Source organism: Limosilactobacillus gastricus PS3 (assembly GCF_000247775.1).
Classification (GTDB): domain Bacteria; phylum Bacillota; class Bacilli; order Lactobacillales; family Lactobacillaceae; genus Limosilactobacillus; species Limosilactobacillus gastricus_A.
Genome location: NZ_AICN01000039.1, coordinates 1 through 15,580, shown reverse-complemented (window position 1 = coordinate 15,580; position 15,580 = coordinate 1). Strand labels below are relative to the sequence as shown.

General features: G+C 42.4%; 18 protein-coding genes. 14 read left to right on the top strand and 4 right to left on the bottom strand.

The window, feature by feature from the left end; genetic code table 11:
- Positions 1–823: hypothetical protein (locus tag PS3_RS09850; RefSeq protein WP_050950840.1), on the bottom strand; the 823-nt coding region annotated here is incomplete at its 3' end.
- Between the two features lie 328 nt (positions 824–1,151).
- Positions 1,152–2,723: an Nramp family divalent metal transporter gene (locus PS3_RS04780; RefSeq protein WP_040468201.1), complete on the bottom strand. Its 1,572-nt coding sequence runs from the start codon at positions 2,721–2,723 to the stop codon at positions 1,152–1,154.
- Between the two features lie 245 nt (positions 2,724–2,968).
- Here PS3_RS04780 and PS3_RS04775 point away from each other — a divergent pair, with 245 nt between their 5' ends.
- From PS3_RS04775 to PS3_RS04755, 5 genes are all read left to right on the top strand, one after another.
- Positions 2,969–3,487 carry a TetR/AcrR family transcriptional regulator gene (locus tag PS3_RS04775; protein WP_007122209.1) on the top strand — a complete coding sequence of 173 codons (519 nt, stop codon included), beginning with the start codon at positions 2,969–2,971 and terminating at the stop codon, positions 3,485–3,487.
- Positions 3,488–3,580: 93 nt separating this feature from the next.
- The gene (locus PS3_RS04770; protein WP_007122208.1) at positions 3,581–4,036 is read left to right on the top strand and encodes an arginine repressor; all 456 of its coding nucleotides are present in this window, start codon (positions 3,581–3,583) and stop codon (positions 4,034–4,036) included.
- Between the two features lie 141 nt (positions 4,037–4,177).
- Complete coding sequence (locus PS3_RS04765) at positions 4,178–5,392, top strand: MFS transporter (RefSeq protein ID WP_040468200.1); 1,215 nt, start codon at positions 4,178–4,180, stop codon at positions 5,390–5,392.
- 17 nt (positions 5,393–5,409) lie between these two features.
- On the top strand, positions 5,410–6,867 hold the full coding sequence (gene gtfA, locus PS3_RS04760) for a sucrose phosphorylase (protein WP_007122207.1): 1,458 nt from the start codon (positions 5,410–5,412) through the stop codon (positions 6,865–6,867).
- Positions 6,868–6,957: 90 nt separating this feature from the next.
- Complete coding sequence (locus PS3_RS04755; protein ID WP_040468199.1) at positions 6,958–7,905, top strand: LacI family DNA-binding transcriptional regulator; 948 nt, start codon at positions 6,958–6,960, stop codon at positions 7,903–7,905.
- Between the two features lie 65 nt (positions 7,906–7,970).
- On the opposite strand, the gene PS3_RS04750 is transcribed toward PS3_RS04755, so the two are convergent.
- Complete coding sequence (locus tag PS3_RS04750) at positions 7,971–8,165, bottom strand: LBP_cg2779 family protein (protein ID WP_040468198.1); 195 nt, start codon at positions 8,163–8,165, stop codon at positions 7,971–7,973.
- A 156-nt stretch (positions 8,166–8,321) separates the two neighbouring features.
- Between PS3_RS04750 and PS3_RS04745 the strand changes: the two genes are divergently transcribed.
- The 3 genes from PS3_RS04745 (at position 8,322) to PS3_RS04735 (ending at position 9,974) form a co-directional block, all read left to right on the top strand.
- Positions 8,322–8,942 carry an LVIS_2131 family protein gene (locus PS3_RS04745; RefSeq protein ID WP_007122206.1) on the top strand — a complete coding sequence of 207 codons (621 nt, stop codon included), beginning with the start codon at positions 8,322–8,324 and terminating at the stop codon, positions 8,940–8,942.
- A 93-nt stretch (positions 8,943–9,035) separates the two neighbouring features.
- Positions 9,036–9,593, top strand: a complete 558-nt coding sequence (efp, locus tag PS3_RS04740) for an elongation factor P (protein ID WP_007122205.1) — start codon at positions 9,036–9,038, stop codon at positions 9,591–9,593.
- Between the two features lie 54 nt (positions 9,594–9,647).
- On the top strand, positions 9,648–9,974 hold the full coding sequence (locus tag PS3_RS04735) for a DUF7671 family protein (protein ID WP_007122204.1): 327 nt from the start codon (positions 9,648–9,650) through the stop codon (positions 9,972–9,974).
- On the opposite strand, the gene PS3_RS04730 is transcribed toward PS3_RS04735, so the two are convergent.
- Positions 9,948–10,304 (bottom strand): DUF488 domain-containing protein, encoded by a 357-nt coding sequence (locus PS3_RS04730; protein ID WP_040468197.1) that lies wholly within the window; start codon positions 10,302–10,304, stop codon positions 9,948–9,950. The two genes, PS3_RS04735 and PS3_RS04730, sit on opposite strands and share 27 nt — an antisense overlap.
- A 52-nt stretch (positions 10,305–10,356) precedes the next feature.
- Here PS3_RS04730 and PS3_RS04725 point away from each other — a divergent pair, with 52 nt between their 5' ends.
- The 6 genes from PS3_RS04725 to PS3_RS10625 form a co-directional block, all read left to right on the top strand.
- Positions 10,357–10,995: a DNA-3-methyladenine glycosylase gene (locus tag PS3_RS04725; protein ID WP_007122202.1), complete on the top strand. Its 639-nt coding sequence runs from the start codon at positions 10,357–10,359 to the stop codon at positions 10,993–10,995.
- A 16-nt stretch (positions 10,996–11,011) separates the two neighbouring features.
- The gene (locus PS3_RS04720) at positions 11,012–12,322 is read left to right on the top strand and encodes an NCS2 family permease (protein WP_007122201.1); all 1,311 of its coding nucleotides are present in this window, start codon (positions 11,012–11,014) and stop codon (positions 12,320–12,322) included.
- 112 nt (positions 12,323–12,434) lie between these two features.
- Positions 12,435–14,336: a M13 family metallopeptidase gene (locus tag PS3_RS04715; protein ID WP_007122200.1), complete on the top strand. Its 1,902-nt coding sequence runs from the start codon at positions 12,435–12,437 to the stop codon at positions 14,334–14,336.
- Positions 14,330–14,845: an O-acetyl-ADP-ribose deacetylase gene (locus PS3_RS04710; protein WP_007122199.1), complete on the top strand. Its 516-nt coding sequence runs from the start codon at positions 14,330–14,332 to the stop codon at positions 14,843–14,845. The genes PS3_RS04715 and PS3_RS04710 overlap by 7 nt, the downstream gene beginning before the upstream one ends.
- Before the next feature lie 64 nt (positions 14,846–14,909).
- Positions 14,910–15,395 (top strand): ECF transporter S component, encoded by a 486-nt coding sequence (locus tag PS3_RS04705; RefSeq protein WP_007122198.1) that lies wholly within the window; start codon positions 14,910–14,912, stop codon positions 15,393–15,395.
- On the top strand, positions 15,388–15,580 hold a 193-nt coding region (locus tag PS3_RS10625), incomplete at its 3' end, for a hypothetical protein (protein ID WP_040468196.1). The genes PS3_RS04705 and PS3_RS10625, both read left to right, overlap by 8 nt.

The window sequence follows — 15,580 nt, the reverse complement described above, 5'->3', positions numbered from 1 at the left end:
ACTGACTATTAGTAGTTGCGGTATTTGTGGTCCCGCCGTTACTAGTTCCGCCACCTTGAGTATTACCTTGAGTTCCGTTGCTATCGTTATTTTGGGTTTCCTGCGTACTTGAAGGTTGCGTAACGGATGATTGAGTAGTTTGGTTATTTTGGTTGGTCGTTGTTTGATTATTGTTGTTGTAACGATAAGTATAGGTAGTAGTACCAGTACTGCTTGTGCTGTCTGTATCAGTATCACTACTTGAAGAACTACTCTTCTTACTACTGGAGCTCTTCTTACTACTACTCTTATGACTAGATGAGGAACTAGTTGTCGTGGTTGTGCTATCTGAACTAACGGGATTCTGTTGGCGAACCATAAAGATGACGACCATAATCAATAAGATCGCTAACATGACCGTCAGTGCGATCCTAAATAGGAATTTACCCGCCGATTTTTTCGGTTGGTGGTTTTTAGGTGCTTGGTGGCCATGCTGATGGTGGCTATTAGCTGATTGGGTTGGCCGATAAGTAGCGCTAGCTTTTGGGGCCTGCTGATCACCTTGTTGATGGCGAAGGGAAGAACGGCTCATAGGTTGTTCATTCGCATTAGTAGTCTGTTCTGTCCGTATGTTTTCCCGCCGTGAGGATGCATTGGCCCTGGGTGCTGGTGCGGACTTTGAATCGGGTTTAATTTGTGACCAGAAACCTTTGGCAGAGTCCATCAGTTCTTGGGTCGTTCCCTTTTTATTACTTCGGTTTCGTGACCGGCGTGAGTTGGTATTTGTCTCGGGAGAATCATATAGTTCAACCCGGGAACGTTTCTTGTGATTATTGTTATCCACGTTGGTTCACCTCGCTCTAAGTTGTGTTGATAATTATACCATGATTGCAAAGAAAAACCGATTAGGATGGGAAATCGCTAATCGGTTCGCGCTAACCAGTCATTAATTGGGAGGAAACTGGTTAGCAAAGAAGAAAATCAATTGGGGATGGTTATTACTATACCGATAAGGAGTGAAAAAGGTGTGAACTTAAATAATTATCAATGTGAAATTAAATTAAGGATCTCTAAACATTAACGAAGCTGGGGAAAGCAATAAGGGTGGGAAGAAATGTCAATTAGCATTTCTTCCCACCCGCTTATGTGTAGCATGAAATAAGTGTTTTAAATTATTCTTCAGTTGTTTCCCATGGGTGCGCCACTCGATTAGCAGCTAAGCGCCGATCCCCACGAATAATATCAATCGTTGTCCAGGCTAATAGTAGCAGAATCAAAATGATCGTTATCCAGGCAAGGATGTCAGATAAGGACTTATTCCAAATTCCAAAACCTTCAAAGGTTGATGGTAAGTTGTAAAGGTTAAGGAAGGTTAAGCCGATTACTGAAATCCAACCTAGAATCTGGGTAATCCAAGAGTTCTTGAATTGGCCCATTTCAGCTTTACTATTTGTCATTAAGAGTAAAGGTAGCATTGAGAATGGAAGGGCAAAAGCCAAGAAAACTTGAGAATTTTCCATTAACATGTTGATGGCTTGGTGTTGTTGAATTTCAGTTTCGCCCGCTGTCATAAGAACACAGAGAACGACTGGAACCACTGAAAGCAATCGGGTCACAAGACGCCGGGCCCAGAGTGGCATTTTCAAATGAATAAATCCTTCCATGATAACTTGCCCCGTTAAAGTTCCCGTGATAGTGGAATTTTGACCAGAAGCTAAGAGGGCAACCGCAAAGAGGGTTGATAGGACTCCTGATTTAGCAACTGAAATTAAGATCGGGTTACTTAACATCGAAGTATTATTTAAAGCTTCGTAAAGGCCGAAGAAGGAAGTATCTGAAACGGCGCCACTCTTGAAAACAGCGACCCCCACGATCAGTAACAAAGAATTAACCACAAAGGCCAGACTTAATTGGATGTTTGAATCCCAAGTGGTGAAACGGACCGTTTGCTTAATATCATTAGCATCCGTGTGATCAATTTTCCGGGTTTGCGAAATTGCAGAGTGCAAGTAAAGGTTGTGCGGCATCACGGTGGCCCCAATAATCCCGAGCGATCCTGATAATGGTGAAATTCCATTAACAACGGGATGTTGGGCGATGGCTTCAGGGGTTGGGACGAGGCCGGCAATAACACCACCCCAATTGGGGTTGGATAAAATTACCTCATACAAAAAGACAAATAAAATGACTAAGATGAGGCAGGCAACGATGGCTTCAATTTTCCGAAATCCAATTTTAGTCAATAGTAAAAGAACCATGACGTCGAGCACGGTAATCATGACGGCCCAAATGATTGGAATATGGAATAAGAGGTTCAAAGCAATCGCCGCCCCAATAACTTCGGCAATATCTGTAGCCATGATGGCTAGCTCAGTCATAATCCAAAGAATAACTCCTAACGCCTTCCCTGTACGAGCTCGAATGGCCTGAGCAAGGTCCATTTCACTTACGATACCAAGTTTGGCAGCCATGGCTTGCAAGAGCATCGCAATCAAACTTGAAATCAGGATGGTCGTCATAAGGGTGTATTGAAAACTTTGGCCCCCGGTGATTGAAGTTGACCAGTTACCCGGATCCATGTATCCAACAGCGACAAGCGCACCAGGACCTGAGTAAGCTAACAGGGTCTTTAAGAAACCTTTTCCGCGCGGAACTTCGACCGTTCCGTTAATTTCTTCTAATGATTTACCATTAGTATGGGAAATTAACTTTGGTGCGCGGAGTTTGTTTTGTGTGTTTTTCACATCAAAACCACCTTTCCGTATATTAAATTGTCGGGTGCGCAAATTCTTCAAATTTTGCACCGAAGTAAGATTAACACAAAAAAATTGATAAGGCAACGGCTAATTGCCCGTCTGACGGCATTCGTGGCGGTTAACATTGAAAGAGTTTTCATGGGATCTTCATTCCGATATTCTGGTGATTTTGGATGGTTGGCAAGTATTTACTTGAATTTTTATGATAAAATACGAATGAAAGGAGGGGTAAAATGCCAACGGAGACGTTTTTAAATTTAGATCCGAACAAACAATCACGCATTATTCAGGCGTGTTTGCATGAATTTGGTACCCGTCCCTTATCGGAGGCTCAAGTAGCACCAATTGTTAAAGAAGCTAAAATTGCCCGGGGATCCTTTTATAAGTATTTTGAGGATTTGACGGACGCTTATCAATACGTGTATGGGATTGCATTGAGAGAAATCCACAAGGGGATTCGTCCTCCTGATCGAGGTCACGGTCAGGTGAGTGATTATTTAGCCCAGGTCACGAATTTTTTAGACCAAAGTCACCAGAGTGGTTATTATGATCTGATTCGCCAACATTTACTGCATAACGAAGAGCGGATTCCCCCTCGTCCGCAAGCAGTACCGATGGAGTTATCACCACAAAATTGGGCGGTTGGCGTTTTGGTACACACCACGATTAAAGAGTGTGTCCGGGAGCCAAAAGCTCAAGCGGCCAAGTTAGAACGGTTAGCCGCGGTTTTAACTAAGTTATTGGCTCACTAAGCTTGCAAGCCACCGCCCTGGTTAGATCAAAAGACATCATTTTTAAAATCTGCTATATTAGTAGTATTAAATTTAATAATCGGAGTAGAGAAGATGGATTTTCGGACACGTCGGGCGCTAATTAAAGATTTAATCAAGGAACGTGAGATTAGTACCCAAGAAGAACTAATGGAACTGGTGGCCCAACACGGTGTTCAAGCGACCCAAGCGACGATCTCGCGTGATTTACAACATTTAAATATTGTGAAGGTGATGGGCCAACAAGGCCGGACTTATTATGCTCAACTCCAAGAAACCCCGATGGCTTTAAATGAACGGCTGGTTGAAGCAATTCGCCATCGGGTCGAAAGCGTGACAACGGTTCAGTTTATGAATGTGGTTAAGACCACCCCCAATTCTAATTTTGCGATGATCGTGGCGGGGGAATTTGATGGAGATGAGAATGAAAAAATTGTCGGCACCCTAGCGGGAAACGACACTTTAATAATTATTAGTCCCGATGAAGAAGCCGCTCGAGCCGTCGCAGAATTCATCAATCAATACCTGTAATTGAAATTGTGGAGAAAGTTAATTTCTTCACAATTTTTCTTTTTCCGCCTAGATACTATTGACCTTTAGTGACCGTAATGATAAGATTTTATGGATTTGATAAACGTTTATCAAATAGCAAAAAGTAGGAGAAAAAGAGAATTGAATAGTAAAAATTCTTTGGTTACGAAGCTGGCCTTCTTGTCAGTTTCGTTTGTTATTACAAGTGCGTATGCTGTCCAAGGGTCATTGCCACAATTGAAAGCGGCTTTGCATATTTCGCAGACCCAATCCGAGTATATTGCAACGACGCCTTCTTATGCCGTAATGGTTTTCGTCGTCTTATCACCACTGTTACAACAATGGTTTAAGATTTCAGATAAGAAGGTGATCATGGCTGGGGTAACGGTTGTTGGGATTGCTGGGTTGATCCCCATGTTTGTTTCTAACTATCCGGTAATCTTATTATCACGGTTATTGTTAGGAGCCGGGTTTGGTTTATACAATTCCCAATGTATCTCAATGATTTCGGTTTGGTATGATGGTGATGTCCAATCACAGATGCTTGGTTGGCGGGCTGCTGCCGAACAAATCGGGCAAGCCTTTTGTCTATGGGTTGCTGGTTTATTTTTAACCTTCTCTGGCAACTGGCACATGCCATTCTTGGTTTACGCCCTAGCATTTATTGTCTTAGTATTCTTTGCTTGGCGAGTTCCCGATGATTCAGCAGTACAACGGGAAGCAGCTGAGGAAGCCAAAGAAGCTGAAACCGCTGTTAAGGATAATGGGGTAACGAAAATTAGCCCATTGGTGTACGTCTTAGTATTGTTTGCTTTTGTCCTATGTATTGACTATGTTGGTTTGGAAAATCGGTACTCGGGTTTAGCGGTTGCTATTAAAGGGGCTCATTATACTGGAGCTTCTAACTTCTTATCCTTGATGTTGATTGGGGCCACATTAGGTGGTTTGTTCTATGGGACCATTCATAAGTATCTTGGTTTTGGGACGGTATATTTGGGTCTTGGTTTAATGGCCTTAGCTAATTTCATGATTGGTTTAGCTGGTCATAACTTCTGGATCTTAACCGCTGGTCTGTTGATGGTTGGATTCCCATTACAGTTAGTTTCCCCGATGATTTTTGACCTCTTACCTGGTCTAGCGCCAGCTAAGAATCAACCAATGGTAACCTCATTGGTCTTGATTGGTTTTAATTTTGGGGCTGCTTTCTCACCAACGGTTGCTGAATGGACTAACAAGTTATTAGGGAAGCCTTTATCAGGTTTTGATTTAGCGGCACCTTTCCCATACTACGGAGCTTTATTAGTCATTATTGCGATTATTATTTTTGTTTCACGTCGGTCATCGACGAAGCGTTAATTTGGAGGATTTAACAAATGCCAATTGAAAATAAAACGATGTTAATTACCTATTCTGATTCAATGGGTAAGAACATCAAAGAAACTCATGAAATCTTAAAGGAATACATCGGCGACGCCATTGGTGGGGTGCACTTATTGCCATTCTTCCCATCAACTGGTGACCGTGGTTTTGCTCCATATGACTACACGGTGGTGGACTCTGCTTTTGGTAACTGGGATGATGTTGAAGCCATGGGTGAAGATTACTACTTGATGTTTGACTTCATGATCAACCATATTTCCAAGAAGTCGGTTCAATACCAAGACTTCAAGAAGAACCATGATGATTCCAAGTACAATGACTTCTTCATTCGTTGGGAAAAATTCTGGGAAGCAGCAGGTCCTAACCGTCCAACGCAAGAAGATGTAGACAAGATCTATAAGCGTAAAGACAAGGCCCCAATGCAAGAAATCACCTTTGATGATGGAACCACGGAGCATTTATGGAACACCTTTGGTGAAGAACAAATTGATATCAATGTTAAGAGCAAGGTAGCCAATGAATTCTTTAAGACGACTTTAATTGATATGGTTAAGCATGGTGCCGATTTGATTCGGTTGGATGCTTTTGCCTATGCTATTAAGAAGGTTGATTCCGATGACTTCTTTGTGGAACCAGAAATCTGGGACTTATTAAATGAAGTACGGGACATTTTAGCGCCTTACCAGGCGGAAATCTTGCCAGAAATTCATGAACACTACTCCATTCCTGCTAAGATTTCAGATCACGGTTACTTCGTTTACGACTTTGCTTTACCAATGACAACCCTTTACACGCTTTATTCCGGCAAGACTAACCGCTTGGCTAAGTGGTTGAAGATGTCACCAATGAAGCAATTTACGACTTTAGATACTCATGACGGGATCGGAGTGGTTGATGCACGTGATATCTTAACTGATGACGAAATCGACTACGCTTCTGAAGAATTATACAAGGTTGGAGCGAACGTTAAGAAGAAGTACTCTTCCGCTGCTTACAACAACTTGGATATTTACCAAATTAATTCTACTTATTACTCAGCCCTTGGTGACAATGATAAGGCCTACTTGCTTTCGCGGGCTTTCCAAGTCTTTGCACCAGGAATTCCAATGGTCTACTACGTTGGTTTGTTAGCTGGTTCCAACGATTTGGAATTATTAGAAAGTACCAAAGAAGGGCGGAACATTAACCGTCACTACTACAACAAGGACGAAATCGCGCAAGAAGTTCAACGGCCGGTAGTTGCGAACCTCTTGAAGTTATTGGCATGGCGGAATGAATTTGCGGCCTTTGACCTCGATGGTTCCATTGATGTCCAAACACCAAGTGAAACTACGATTACGATTACGCGTAAGGATGCTAGTGGTGATAACGTTGCGGTTTTAACCGCTGATGCTGCTAACAAGACCTTTACGATTACGGCCAATGGCGAAGTAGTTATGGAACAAAATTAAGATCAATATGAAGTGAGATTTTGGTCTCACTTTTCTTATTGCCAGATTTTTGGCATAATAACAAGTAATTAAAATAATGAGGAAGAATAAGTGGTTGCGAAATTAAGTGATGTGGCACGACTGGCCGGGGTTTCGGTTACGACGGTGTCACGAGTTATTAATAACTATAGTTCGCTGAGTGATAAGACAATTCAAAAAGTTCACGCCGCCATGCGAGAATTGAACTATCAGCCTAATGCCCTGGCTCGAGCGATGCAGGGAAAAGCCTCTAAGTTTGTGGGCCTAATTTTACCCAACTTAACGAATCCGTTCTTTGCAGAATTAAGTAACGAAATCGAATATCAATTATTCCAACGGGGCTACAAGACGATTATTGCTTCTTCGGCTGAGAACGAAGCAATTGAGCATGAATATCTTGCCATGCTGTCTGCGAATCAAGTTGATGGAATCATTTCTAGTTCGCACAACTTGGCGATTAAGGAGTATCAACAACTTTCTGCCCCGATCGTTTCCTTTGACCGCCGTTTGGCGGAAACTATACCGACAGTTACTTCGGATAACTATCAGGGTGGCCAACTCGCTGCTCAGTATTTAGCCAAACATGGTTGTCGAAAAATTGCCGTTTTAATTGATGAAGATCGGTCTTACTCGCCAACGGTTAATCGACTTCAAGGCGCGGTTGACTATTTAACGCAAGTCCATCTACAGGCTGATCCACTCGATGTTAATGACCTCGATTTAAGGGCAGTATTTCCCGGGGAATATGATGGTGTGGTGGCCCCCAATGATCTTTTGGCCATGCAATTAATTGAGGTTTTTAAAACCGCTAATCGGCAATTAGGAAGGGATTGTTGGATAGTTGGGTATGATGGGTCACAATTAATCCAAAAGTTAGCTCCTCAGCTACCAACGATTGTTCAGCCAAGTCATCAATTAGCCATGCGGTTAATCGAGATTCTGATGCGCCAGATTCAAGGGCTGCCCGTTGAACCAGAATTGATGAATCCATTACCTGTGTATCTACACAGTGGAGAATAAAAAATGAGGTCGAAAAGAAACGAAAATTAGTTTCTTTCCGACCTCTTGTTAGTTAAACAAAAAGATTAGCCATGGTAAGATTGCATGAAGCGGCGTAATAAACCAGTTTCTTCTTCAGTGGCTTGAGCAGAAGAAGAAGACTTAATATCGTGAACTCGTTCGACCGAGAGTTGGCTTCCTAAAGCAACTTCGTTATCGTTTAATTGGTATTCCTTTTCAAAATCTATTAATTCTAAGGCTAATTCAGTAAAGTTTGTCATGCTATTCTCCTCGAGTTTTGAAATCACTATAAATCTATTATAGATGATTTCACAAACTGAATATAGATGAATTTACGGATTTTTCGGGATTTATGATCGTTCTTGGGATCTAATTAATGATACAATGAACTTATCAAACAATAAGGGGTTAAGATTATGAGTTGGAATTGGTTAGGTTGGCTACTATGGATCGCCGCAATTGCCTTTCTCGTTTATGTGATTCATTATATTCGAGTCAAGCAGTTAATGTTAATTGCTAAGACACACCAACGATTCGAAAAGGGACTCTTTTTCCGTTATGTCGTTCTAGTAGTCATTGCCTTAGCTTGGCTAGGCTTCATGGGGTATGCTACGTGGTTCCGACCGGTATCATATGCTGATAGTAGTGCGGTCACTACCAAGACGACTTATACGGCCTTGCAATTGTCCAGCAGTGGTAATGATTACTATTACGTCCGAGTTAATCACAGTAATGCCGGTAACCATGGTGTCGTTTCTTATACTTATCAAACCCAGGACGGGAACTATACCACCAGTGCCTACTTTAGTTCCTTAGCCGATGGGAATAATGTTTTACCGGCGACGGCGATGGACTTACCATGGAATAAGAAAAAGTTAAACCAAACGGATACCCAAACGGGACACGCTTTCGTGGCAACGATGACGGTCCGGTATAAAAATACCTTGATGAATGGAATTGGGATTCGGGCCAACCATATTGCCATCCAATATAACTTAATTCGGATTCCAAGTGATGATATGGAAATCCAGAAGTAGCACCATTCCGAAAGCGATCTAGTTATGTTATAATGATTTTTGGTGATTTTACTGGGGAAACCTAGTTAAAGAAAAGATGTAAGGAGATTTGTCATGATTCAAACAATTGATTTGAAAAAAGGGATGGTTTTTGAAAAGGACGGCAAATTATTAAAGGTGCTTTCAATTAACCACCACAAGCCAGGTAAGGGTAACACTTTGATGCAAATGGATATCCAAGATTTGCGGAGTGGTTCAATCGTGCACACAACGATGCGACCTTCAGAAAAGGTTGAACAGGTGAACGTGGACAAGCGAAATGCTCAATACCTTTACGATGAAGGAAACAGTTCGGTCTTCATGGATCTGGAAACCTATGAACAATACGAAATCGATGGGGCCCAAATTCAAGAAGAAAAGAAGTTCATGGTTGAAAACATGCAAGTTCAAATGGACTTCGTGGGTAGTGAATTAGTCGGGGTTGAATTACCAGTGACGGTTACCTTGACGGTTGCTGATACCCAACCAATGGTTAAGGGAGCTACTATCGATGGTGGTGGGAAGCCTGCTACGATGAACACTGGAGTGGTGGTTCAAGTGCCTTCCTTTATCAAGAATGGCGACGAAGTAATCGTTAATACGACTGACGGTAGTTACAAGTCCCGGGCATAAAGCATGGGAAATTAAAAAAGGTCGAGAAGTTCTCGGCCTTTTAATATGTGAACGATGGGGAAAAAAGATCAATATAAAGTTTTAAAATTATATGGAATTCCGGTTGATGCAGATCCCTCGGGTAATTATCAATTACGAACTGATGCTAATGATCAAATTAAGGTTCATAGCTGGCGGATTGGTAAGCATACCAAGGGGAAATACACGGGGCCTGGTCAGTTAATGTTAACGGAAAATAATCTAACGGTCGTCATCTTAAAAGCTGAACCAATGGATTTTAAGGATCGGCATCAAGAAGTACCCATGCAACGTTTCTTGACGATTCAGGTTACGGATGAGGTCTTAGCAAGGGGCTTAGGCTTGCTCAAGGAGTTCCTTTAGGACTACGGCCTGATTATGCTGCTCATTTTTAGCGCCGTACAATAAGATGATGTTTTGGGTAGTCAAGTGGGTTTTAACTAGTTGTTTAAAATCAGCTAGGTCCGGATTGGTGGCTAGTTCATTGAGATAGCGTTGTTTAAATTCTGGATATTTAGCATCTTCATGGTTAAACCATTTTCTTAAAGGCGTACTGGGGCCAATGGTTTTAGCCCAGGTATCTAGGTGAGCATCAACTTTTGATATTCCTCGTGGCCAAACACGGTCAACTAAAATGCGGTAACCGTCAAGATCGGCTGGCTTAGTGTAAATACGTTCGATTTTAATTTGCATGATCATTCACCTCTTGGGATTATCATAGCTGAAAGTAGTCGAGGATGAAAGTATGGATGCTTATCAAGCATATTTTTCTAGCCAACCAACGACTGCCATTGCGCAAGATCTGTTGGGACGCTTATTAATTTATGATAGTGATCAAGGTCATTTCGCAGGTTATATTGTTGAAACTGAAGCTTATTTAGGCGTCCAAGATTCAGCTTCCCACGCCTTTAACCATCGGCGGACCAATTATTCAGAATCGCTTTATGGCGATCCAGGTGACCTTTATATTTACCAAATTCGCGCCAATTATTGTTTTGATGTGGTAGTGCAAGTCCGGGATGAACCGCAAGGAATTCTCATTCGGGCAATTGAGCCGCTCGCCAATCTAGACCAAATGGTGAAAAATCGTCATCAAACGGGGGTTAATTTAACAAATGGTCCTGGAAAGGTGATGCAAGCTTTGGGGATTCAAGATCGTCATCTTGATGGTTTACCGATGGATCAAGCCCCTTTGAAGATAGATCTTAGTCAGCGTCGGCAGCCGCAAAAGATTATGATGACCCCGCGGATTGGGGTTAATCAAGATGGTGATTCGGGCCAAGATCTTTGTCGTTTTTATGTTTGGGGCAATCCCTACGTTTCAAAAAGTAAGCGCCGTGATGACGATTATGATCATCACGGTTGGCTAAAAAAAGAAAATTAATTTGGAGGTTTTGTTCGTGTCAGCGATCAGTAAATATTTTAAATTTGCAGAATTGGGGACTAATTATCGGCGGGAAACCTTAGCCGGTTTTACGACCTTTATTTCAATGGCTTACATCCTATTTGTTAACCCAAGTGTCTTAGGGGCGGCCAAGATGAATACGGGAGCGGTCTTTACCGCTACTGCCCTAGCCAGTGCTTTTGGGTGTCTGATGATGGGGATTCTCGCCCGTTATCCAATTGCTACGGCACCGGCTTTGGGAATCAACGCTTTTTTTGCTTACTCCGTATGTATCGGGATGGGAATTAGTTGGCAAACCGCTTTAGCCGGGGTTTTTGTAGCGTCAATTATTTTCATTATTATTACCATCTTTAAATTGCGTGAAGCGATTATTGATGCGATTCCAAGTGACTTAAAGTATGCAATTTCAGCAGGAATCGGCCTATTTATCGCTTTTATCGGTCTTCACCAAGGTGGCTTAGTTGTAGCTGATAAGTCAACGGTTGTGACCTTAGGTTCCTTTACGACGCCAACCACCTGGTTAACGATCATTGGCTTATTAGTAACGGCTGTTTTGATGGTGATGAACGTCCCAGGAAGTATCTTTATCGGCATGGTAGTAACAGCGGCCGTTGGCTTATGTTTAGGCTTAATCCCAATGCCAACGCATCTATTATCTGCTGCGCCTAGTTTAAAACCTACCTTTGGGGTGGCCATTAGTCACTTAGGTGATATTAATACGGTTCAACTATGGGTGGTAGTTTTGACCTTCTTATTGGTAACTTTCTTTGATACGGCTGGGACTTTAGTTGGTTTGGCTCAACAAGCTGGGTTTATGAAGGATAATAAGATGCCACGGGTTGGGCAAGCCTTAATGTCGGATTCTAGTGCCATGTTTGTTGGCTCGATTCTGGGGACTTCCCCAGTTGGGGCTTACGTGGAATCATCAGCGGGAATTGCCGTTGGTGGTCGGTCTGGTTTTGCATCTGTAGTAACGGGGCTGCTCTTTATTGTCGGAATGTTTTTCTCGCCATTGCTCACGGTGGTAACGGATCAAGTGACCGCCCCAGCTTTGATCATTGTCGGTGTCTTAATGGCCCAGAATCTCCGGCAAATTGCCTGGGATAAGTTGGAAATTGCCATCCCAGCCTTCCTGATTGTGTTGGGAATGCCTCTAACTTATAGTGTTTCTGATGGGATGGCCTTAGGTTTAATCACCTACCCAATTACGATGATTGCTGCTAAGCGAGGAAAAGAAGTGCATCCAATCATGTATGGTTTGTTCTTCATCTTCATTATTTTTATTTGGGTCTTAAATTATAAGTAAACATTTTTTAATCTCCGGTAGTCTTGGTGCTGCCGGATTTTTTGGTCATATTAATGTTACTTTGTCGTTAATTATAATAAAATAGGTGCAATTAAAATTAAGGAGTAGGCAGATGACAGTTGATTTACAAGCAGTGAAAACAGATCTCTATGAAGCCGTAAACGGAGAGTGGGCGAAAACGGCCCAAATTCCAGCTGATCGACCGGCAACGGGGGGCTTTCAGGATTTAGTTATTGATATTGAAAAACTCTTGATGAATGACTTGGAAAAGTTTGCGTCGGGCGAAAAAGAGCTTCCTAATGAACAAATGGCTCAAGCCGTCAAGCTTTACCAGTTGGCTTTGGATTTTGATCGGCGGGCCAGTGAAGGAACCGTTCCACTTCAAGTTGAATTGGATCAGATTGAAGCTTTACAATCTTATGAAGATTATCAATCAATTTGGCACGACTGGTTATTAACGGGGAATGCCTCACCAGTGGACTTTGATCTTGATCCAGATATGAAGAATGCTAAAGTATATGGCCTGTACGCTGGCGCTCCGAGCTTAATCTTGCCAGAAAAAAATTACTATGCAGATGACAATCAACAGGGCCAAGCCCTTTTGCAAGTTTGGACGACAATGGCCGAAAAAGTTTTGGTAATGGTTGGGTACGATCAAGAAATCGCGCAAAAATTAGTAACAGAAACGAAGGTCTTTGATGCACGCTTGGTACCGCACGTTAAGAGTGCTGAAGAACGAGCTGATTATAGTAAGATGTATAACCCAATGACGGTGAATGAATTCGCTCAAGCAACGGATCAATTATCATTGTCGGAAATCATCAAGTCCTTAATTAAGACGACTGAAGCCAAGGTAATTGTCACTGAACCAGCATATTTCCAAGCGTTAGATCAAATCTTGACAGATCATTTTACGGAATTTAAGAGTTGGTTAACTGTTAAAACGATTCTGGGTGATGCCAGTGTCTTAACCGATGATTTGCGGATTGCGAGTGGTGAATATTCACGAACCCTTTCAGGCAGTCAAGAAGCCGTTAATCATCAAAAGTTTGCTTATTACTTCACCATGTCCTATTTTGGTCAAGTGATTGGTAAATATTACGGAGAAACCTATTTTGGACCTGAGGCGAAGGCCAATGTCGAATATATGGTCCACCAGATGATTAAGGTGTATCAAGAACGGTTAGAAAATAATGATTGGTTAAGTCCGGCGACTCGGCAACAGGCGATTGTAAAGTTAACCCATCTCGGGGTTCAAGTTGGTTATCCCGAAAAATTACCGGCTTACTATGAGCAACTAAAGATTGATACCGGCAAATCCTTGTTAGCTAATGCGATTACTTTAAGCCAGCAACTTAAAGCCGAAAGCTTTAGTCGCTGGAATCAACCAGTTGATCAGACCCGATGGGAAATGAGTGCGGCGACAGTTAACGCCTATTACCATCCCTTTATGAATATTATTGTGTTCCCAGCAGCCATTCTCCAAGCGCCATTTTACAGTTTGCAACAAACGAGCAGTCAAAATTATGGAGGGATTGGGGCGGTAATTGCCCATGAAATCTCCCATGCCTTTGATAATAACGGCTCCCTCTTTGATGAATACGGGAACTTAAAGAATTGGTGGACTGAAGAGGATCAAAGTCACTTCAAGGCTTTAGCCGAAAAGATGATTAAAGAATTCGATGGGCTGCCATACGCGGGACAAAGTGTGAATGGGAAACTAACGGTTTCGGAAAACATCGCGGATGCCGGCGGGTTAAGTTGCGCTCTTTCAGCAGCTCAAGAAGAAGCTGATTATTATGCTCAAGCCTTCTTCTTAAATTGGGCGCGCGTTTGGCGGATGAAGGCGACGGAACAATACATGCAACTCTTGTTATCGATTGATGTCCATGCTCCTAATAAATTACGGGCCAACGTTCAGGCCCAGAATCTGGCGGAATTTTATCTGGCATTTGATGTCCAATCCGGTGATCAAATGTATCTGGAACCAGATCAACGGGTGCAAATATGGTAGCCTTAACCGTCAAATTAGGCGATATTACACAATTTAAAGTAGACGCGATTGTTAATGCTGCCAACACTACTTTGCGTGGTGGCGGTGGCGTTGATGGGGCAATTCATCGAACGGCCGGTCCCGCTCTTGATTTGGCTTTTGCACAACTGGGGGGCTGTCCGACCGGTCAAGCGCGAATTACGCCGGGCTTTAATTTGCCCGCTAAGTATATTATTCATACTCCAGGGCCAATTTGGGTGGATGGTCACCATCAAGAGGCAGAGTTATTGGCGGATTCATATCGGAATAGTTTGCAATTAGCCTTGTCATATGGTTGTCAAACGGTAGCTTTTCCCTCGATTAGTACTGGGGTTTATCATTTCCCATTAGAGCGAGCCGCCACGATTGCTGTAGAAACCATGTTTGATTTCCTGGGAAATCAAACAACGATTAAGCAAGTTTGGATAGTAGCCTTTGATCCGGTTACGGCTAAAGTGTATCGAAACAAAATTGACGAATTTCAACGATAGGCTTTACAGTTGGCGTTTGCACCTTGTAAGGTAGTTCTTAAAAACGAAGCAAGGGGGCTTCTTAATGCGAACTACAAATATACGAAAAATTACGATCTCAGCAATGTTGATGGCCTTGTTAATCATATTTGGTCGGGTTTTCTTGATCCCAATTCCGTGGACCCACGGCAATGTTAACTTATGTGATGCTGCCGTTTTTCTGGCTAGTCTACTCTTTGGTAAATGGTACGGCGGAACGGTTGGTGGTTTTGGAGCCCTCTTGCTAGATCTAATTTCTGGTTATGCTAATTTTGCTCCATTTTCATTTTTAGCTCATGGCCTGGAAGGGTTTTTAGCTGGGTGGCTTTACACGAGGACGCATAATCGTTTCCTAGCACTTGGTGTTGGCATTGTGGTTATGGTTGCCGTTTACGTGGTCGCTAATGGCGTGCTATACACTTGGGTTGCTGGAATCCTTGGGATTGGGACGGATTTATTACAAGGAATTATTGGAGCGGTGGTGGCCGCTTTAGTATACCAACCCTTAAAACGGTGGGGGAACAATGAATAAGCTAATTGATTTTCTGATCTTCATTGTAACGGCCTTGTTTATGTTAATCTTGGACGCTCAACGGATCTTTAATTTAAGAAGTGTTTCATTAGTTGTTAATGGAACGCTGATTTTATTAGTTTTATTGTGTTTAATACGTTACTATACTGGTCAAAAATCCCATCTTACGATAAGCCTACTTTTTG

Bases quoted from the DNA above. Each gene is read 5' to 3' on its own strand.
- PS3_RS04725 (WP_007122202.1), top strand. From the start codon at position 10,357: ATGGATGCTTATCAAGCATATTTTTCTAGCCAACCAACGACTGCCATT.
- PS3_RS04750 (WP_040468198.1), bottom strand. From the start codon at position 8,165: ATGACAAACTTTACTGAATTAGCCTTAGAATTAATAGATTTTGAAAAG.
- PS3_RS04770 (WP_007122208.1), top strand. From the start codon at position 3,581: ATGGATTTTCGGACACGTCGGGCGCTAATTAAAGATTTAATCAAGGAA.
- PS3_RS04730 (WP_040468197.1), bottom strand. From the start codon at position 10,304: ATGCAAATTAAAATCGAACGTATTTACACTAAGCCAGCCGATCTTGAC.
- PS3_RS04710 (WP_007122199.1), top strand. From the start codon at position 14,330: ATGGTAGCCTTAACCGTCAAATTAGGCGATATTACACAATTTAAAGTA.
- PS3_RS04705 (WP_007122198.1), top strand. From the start codon at position 14,910: ATGCGAACTACAAATATACGAAAAATTACGATCTCAGCAATGTTGATG.
- PS3_RS04715 (WP_007122200.1), top strand. From the start codon at position 12,435: ATGACAGTTGATTTACAAGCAGTGAAAACAGATCTCTATGAAGCCGTA.
- gtfA (WP_007122207.1), top strand. From the start codon at position 5,410: ATGCCAATTGAAAATAAAACGATGTTAATTACCTATTCTGATTCAATG.
- efp (WP_007122205.1), top strand. From the start codon at position 9,036: ATGATTCAAACAATTGATTTGAAAAAAGGGATGGTTTTTGAAAAGGAC.
- PS3_RS04735 (WP_007122204.1), top strand. From the start codon at position 9,648: ATGGGGAAAAAAGATCAATATAAAGTTTTAAAATTATATGGAATTCCG.
- PS3_RS04745 (WP_007122206.1), top strand. From the start codon at position 8,322: ATGAGTTGGAATTGGTTAGGTTGGCTACTATGGATCGCCGCAATTGCC.
- PS3_RS04775 (WP_007122209.1), top strand. From the start codon at position 2,969: ATGCCAACGGAGACGTTTTTAAATTTAGATCCGAACAAACAATCACGC.